Annotated in this window: 4 protein-coding genes, 1 tRNA gene and 2 pseudogenes; 4 read left to right on the top strand and 3 right to left on the bottom strand. The window is 64.3% G+C overall.

Translation table 11 applies throughout. The annotated features are described in order from the left end of the window. Positions 1 to 186, top strand: a pseudogene (locus tag E1281_RS41575) (IS5/IS1182 family transposase); the annotation flags it as partial. Between the two features lie 360 nt (positions 187 to 546). Here the strand turns inward: E1281_RS41575 and E1281_RS38080 are convergent. Together E1281_RS38080 and E1281_RS40880 are read right to left on the bottom strand one after the other, a co-directional pair. After that, a complete protein-coding gene (locus tag E1281_RS38080; protein WP_131884555.1) occupies positions 547 to 1008 on the bottom strand; it encodes a hypothetical protein in 462 nt (153 codons plus the stop codon). An 803-nt stretch (positions 1009 to 1811) separates the two neighbouring features. Continuing rightward, positions 1812 to 2009, bottom strand: a complete 198-nt coding sequence (locus E1281_RS40880) for a hypothetical protein (RefSeq protein WP_165959290.1) — start codon at positions 2007 to 2009, stop codon at positions 1812 to 1814. Positions 2010 to 2814: 805 nt separating this feature from the next. On the opposite strand from E1281_RS40880, the pseudogene E1281_RS42390 reads away from it, so the two are divergent. The 3 genes and pseudogenes from E1281_RS42390 to E1281_RS38060 form a co-directional block, all read left to right on the top strand. Next, positions 2815 to 2938, top strand: a pseudogene (locus E1281_RS42390) (helix-turn-helix domain-containing protein); the annotation flags it as partial. A gap of 253 nt (positions 2939 to 3191) precedes the next feature. Continuing rightward, positions 3192 to 3572 carry a hypothetical protein gene (locus E1281_RS38065; protein WP_165959291.1) on the top strand — a complete coding sequence of 127 codons (381 nt, stop codon included), beginning with the start codon at positions 3192 to 3194 and terminating at the stop codon, positions 3570 to 3572. A 324-nt stretch (positions 3573 to 3896) separates the two neighbouring features. Further along, a complete protein-coding gene (locus E1281_RS38060; RefSeq protein ID WP_131884552.1) occupies positions 3897 to 4106 on the top strand; it encodes a hypothetical protein in 210 nt (69 codons plus the stop codon). 70 nt (positions 4107 to 4176) lie between these two features. On the opposite strand, the gene E1281_RS38055 is transcribed toward E1281_RS38060, so the two are convergent. Beyond that, positions 4177 to 4249: transfer RNA gene (locus E1281_RS38055), tRNA-Thr, on the bottom strand. Between the last annotated feature and the right edge of the window lie 79 nt (positions 4250 to 4328).

The following is a 4328-nucleotide window of genomic DNA, read 5'->3' as shown; positions in this document are numbered from 1 at the left end:
GCCACCGGCAACCGCACCCACAACGCCCTGCAACGCTCCCTACGCTGCCTCGGCGAACGCGGCTTCGCACTCCTCACCCAACGGTGGACCGCCCTCCAGCACACCACCCTCAGCCCCAGCAGAATCGGCGACCTCGTCCGCTCCGCCCACGTCCTCACCCTTTTCGAGCACCGCAGGATCAGCTGAAAGTCGGCGAGAAAACCTCAGTGTCGCAGTGATGACCTCCGCAGCAGCCAACCACCCAGTGACGTCATCGTCGCTTTTGTGATCGTTCAACGGCACTGTGTCGAGCTCCAACATGCCGTTGTCGTAGGCAGTGAGTTTCAGGGTAAGCGTCAGTCCCTTGTTCCGAGGAGTGGGCTCGACGTCCATGGCCTCGCGGATTCGCTTCAGGCTGGCCGGCACTGGAGCCTCCCAATGGTCGCTTAGCTACTGGTGTCAGCATAAGGGCATCTGGCTACAAGCAAGATCAGATCCGTCCAGAGATGTCCCGACACATCTCCTGACCAGGGCCGCGACCTCCCGCGCGTCCACACTTGTCCAAGGTCATCCGACCCCGTTGTTAGCACCGCCGTTAGCATCCGGAGCAGGAAACTGGGCGACGTACCGCAGAGCCCGCTCCCATGGATCGAAAGCGAAGAGCGCCCGGGGGCGATGGTGGTGGCGCACGCAGAACGTGCCGAGATCCGTGTGGATCGGACGCGCCCGAAGGTCGCTCAGCGGTTCGGCGGCGCTTGCGCCGCTCAGGAGTTCGGTCTGCAAGGTCCATCCGTCGTGATCGAATGCCCAGGTACCGTCCGTGACATAGACATGGCAGGCGTCCCTTGCCCCTCGTGGCCAGAGCCCTACGGGTTGAAACCCGGCATCCGGATAGGTCTCCATGAACGCGTACGCGAGGATGTGGCAAGCTCCAGCGGCGAAGAACGCCACGTCATCCCGGTCCCACGAGAGCAGCTGATCCTGCCGTTCGGCATTGGTACGTCTGAAGCATGCGCTCGGACGGTACATTCCTGGAAGCCTACCGGTGCTGCCCGTGCCGTCGCGCACACGTTCGATCTGACAGCAGGCAGAGCACCACCTGCTTACAAGAAACCGGCCACCGCAAGATCGCCACTCCCGCTGCAGGTAGACCCGTGTGCGCATAATCGCAGATGTCCTTGGGGTACATGCGACAATGCGTCAGCGTGACGCATCCGTGCCATCCGATATGACAAGGGACGTCGCTTGCCCGCTGTTATCCTCCGGTACGGGATCAACGGCCCTGGACAATACGCGTGCCTCCAACTCCGCCCGCCCTGAGGCAGCCGGGTCGACGGTTCCTGTGAAGGTGACGGTCCTGGTGTCACCGGGCGCCACCGGCCCGCCAGCCACATCGCAGATGATCTCCGGTCTCCCTATGGGTCCCCCGCAAAAGCCCGAAACTCCCGTCAGGCCGCTCGGTGGAAGTCGGAAATTGCGGGAACATGTGGCAGCCACTCCGGCGCTCTGGACGGCGTCAGCGCCATGGTTCCAGATTGTCATCTGATAAGTGGCACTCCCGCCTGGAACAACGGATGCGGGACCAGTGACACTCACCTTGAGATCGGCGGTCGTCTCGACTTCGGCCATCGCGTGTGCGGCGGGACCGTACGAGCAACTGCGCGATCACAAGCCAGACGCGATGCTCACCGCGGCCACTACAGCGCTGCACCTGGCCCAGACCGGCGCGTTCACCCTGAACCTTCTCCGGTGGCAAAAGAGAAACAGCCCTGGCAGTGCCAGGGCTGTTGTGTAGCTTTTGCGTCGGCTTGTTAGGCCTCGCCTTTTCCGGTTCAGTTACCGGCGGCGGCGTTGTTGTCGCCTCCGGCGTTGTTGTTGTCGCCTCCGGCGTTGTTGTTGTCGCCTCCGGCGTTGTTGTCGCGGTTGACGACGACGCCATCGACGACGACCTCGTCGCCGTCGATGACGATCCTCTCCCCGCTGATCTGATTTCCGAAAACCTTTTGGCCGGACCTGTTGAATGTGGCCATTGCAAGCTCCCCTGTTTGTGGGTTTCACGCCTCCGCTCTACCGGAGGCCTCAGCAAAGACTGTCCAGAGCTTGTGAGAATGCGCATCACGCCACCCTGCGGTCGCACGTCATCGCCGCCGGGTAGCGGGTAGCGCCAATGATGCCCCCCGGCCCGGAAGCCCTGCCGGGGCAACCTTCGCAGGCTCGCCCTTCCCCGCCGCTGCCTCCGGCGCCGCGTCTTTCGGCACCGTGCGCCTGGTCGCCTCGGTGGGTGATGTAGCCGTCCTGCCATCCGGCGGCGGGGCATCCTTGGGTGGCCTGGACGTAGTCGTTCAGGGGTGGGTGTTGGCCGAGGAGGGCACCCAGGTGGTCACGGGTCAACGACATGACGGCGTCCTTGCCCTCAATGTCCCACACGAGGCCATCGGTGGCCGAGTTCTCCGAGCCGTCCGGATGTTCCTAGGTGGCGGTGCAGCCGCCGAGGTCGATGTGGTGTTGCCGCACGTTGATCTCGTAGTGCCGGCAGTAGCGCAGGGGCATCGAGGACGTTGAGCCGCCTCCGCCTTGACGACCTCGGGCACGCTCACGCGACGACTCTCTCTTCCTAACGGGCGTCCCCGTCCACGTGGTGCCCGCCCGGCTCGGGCGCGCTGACTCGGCCATCACGCTGCAGGTCTACGCCCACGTGGTCAACGAGGAACTGTCCTTCCTCGGTTGATGCTTGACACTCCGGCATCGGTTGATACTTGACGCCCTGTCGGCTGGCTTGGCTTTCGCGTGATCGTTGGATCGGTTGCGCGGGAGGTCGGGTTGGCGCTGGTGGAGCTGAGCGTCATGGAGCAGCGGCATCGCGCTGTGCTGGAAGTAGAAGGCGGGCTGCCCGGTGACCGAGGTCGCCGGGCGGTATGGAGTGTCGCGACAGAGCGTGCATGCCTGGCTGGGCCGGTATCGGTCCGGTGGGCTGGCCTGGACGATCCGCATCGGTGCCGGCGGGTGACCGGTGGCATGCATTCGTGTTCCGCCCAGCTCGGGACGGTAGATCCCGAATCGAGTCGCGCGTACCTACGCGTGCCACAAACCAGGGCGTTATCCAATGAAGAAGTCCAACTTCATCCGCCGTGCTGTCTTCAACCGCAGTGCCGCCTTCCCGACGTGCTGTCATCGGCGTTCTCTTAGTCATCGCGGGTGCCCTCATCGCTGGCGTGTGCTCCACCATCATGGGTAACCGCGAGTTGGGGAGCCCCTTCAGCTTCTGGGACGTCGTCGCCCTCGTCGTCGCCCCCGTCGTCTGCGCTGTCGTGGGCGCCGGAATCGTTGTCGTTGTCAACGGCATCGTCAACGTGGTCAACGGCTTCAGCTTCGGCCTGCCCTATGCGCTCGCCCACCAGGACGTCTGCGTCGCGATCGTCCTCAACCTTGTGGTCGGGGGCATCGTCGGGGGCTTCTGTGCTTTTGCGGTCGTCGACCGCATCTTCGCGAGCGATCTCTTCGTCGGCACCTACACCAGCTGTCTGCTCGGCGTCGCTTGTGCCAGCGCCATGGGCTTAGGCGGCCTCTCTGCCTGGTCACGGGGCAACCGCTAGACACCGGACCGACCGCTAGACACTCGCAAGGATCCGGCGGTACGCCGCCGGGTCCTTGATCTCCTTTTCGAGGGCCCACGTGACTTTCGGCAACGTGTCCGCACAGATCACCAGGTCTGTGCGCTGTTAGGAGACTGAGTCTGGGGGGCCTGGCCAATGCGACACCGACTCGCGTACCGGCGGTCGCCTCCTGTGGACGTTGATGGACCGAGCGACCCCGTAACGTCGGCCATGTTTACCTAGAGCACTGTCAAGAGTCCGGCCCGGTGGAGTCGCGCAGCGTCAGTCGGACCTTTATGCCGCTGCCGGGGTCGAGGTCATCGGGTGCACGACACCCGGCACACGTGCGACAAGCTCCTGGCCGCGCTGGACGTCCATCCTCGGGCGGCGATGCGGATCCCCCGGCACAGCAAGACCAGCCTGACCATGGAGATCTACACCGAGGCTCCGACCGAGCAGACCAGGGGCAGCGCACAACGGCTCGGGAACCATCTGCGGCAGCCCGGCGACGGCAGCGGAAAGGCGTCCACGTAGCTGTACTTCGCTGCTGTACCTGTTAGCAATGAGGCCCCTCTCCGGATGCGGAGGGGGCCCTTGAGCTGGGAGCCGGCGAGGGGACTTGAACCCCTAACCTTCTGTTTACAAGACAGATGCTCTGCCAATTGAGCTACGCCGGCGTGGGCTCGTCCCGCATGGTAGTCGACTTGGTGGGGGTGCACGAAGTTTTTCGAGTGTGGTGGGGGGAGAGCGTTCGGG

It is taken from the genome of Actinomadura sp. KC345 (assembly GCF_004348515.1).
In the GTDB taxonomy this organism is placed as follows: Bacteria; Actinomycetota; Actinomycetes; order Streptosporangiales; family Streptosporangiaceae; genus Spirillospora.
Note: the sequence above shows the minus strand (reverse complement) of the source record. Positions and strands in the feature narration are given on the sequence as shown.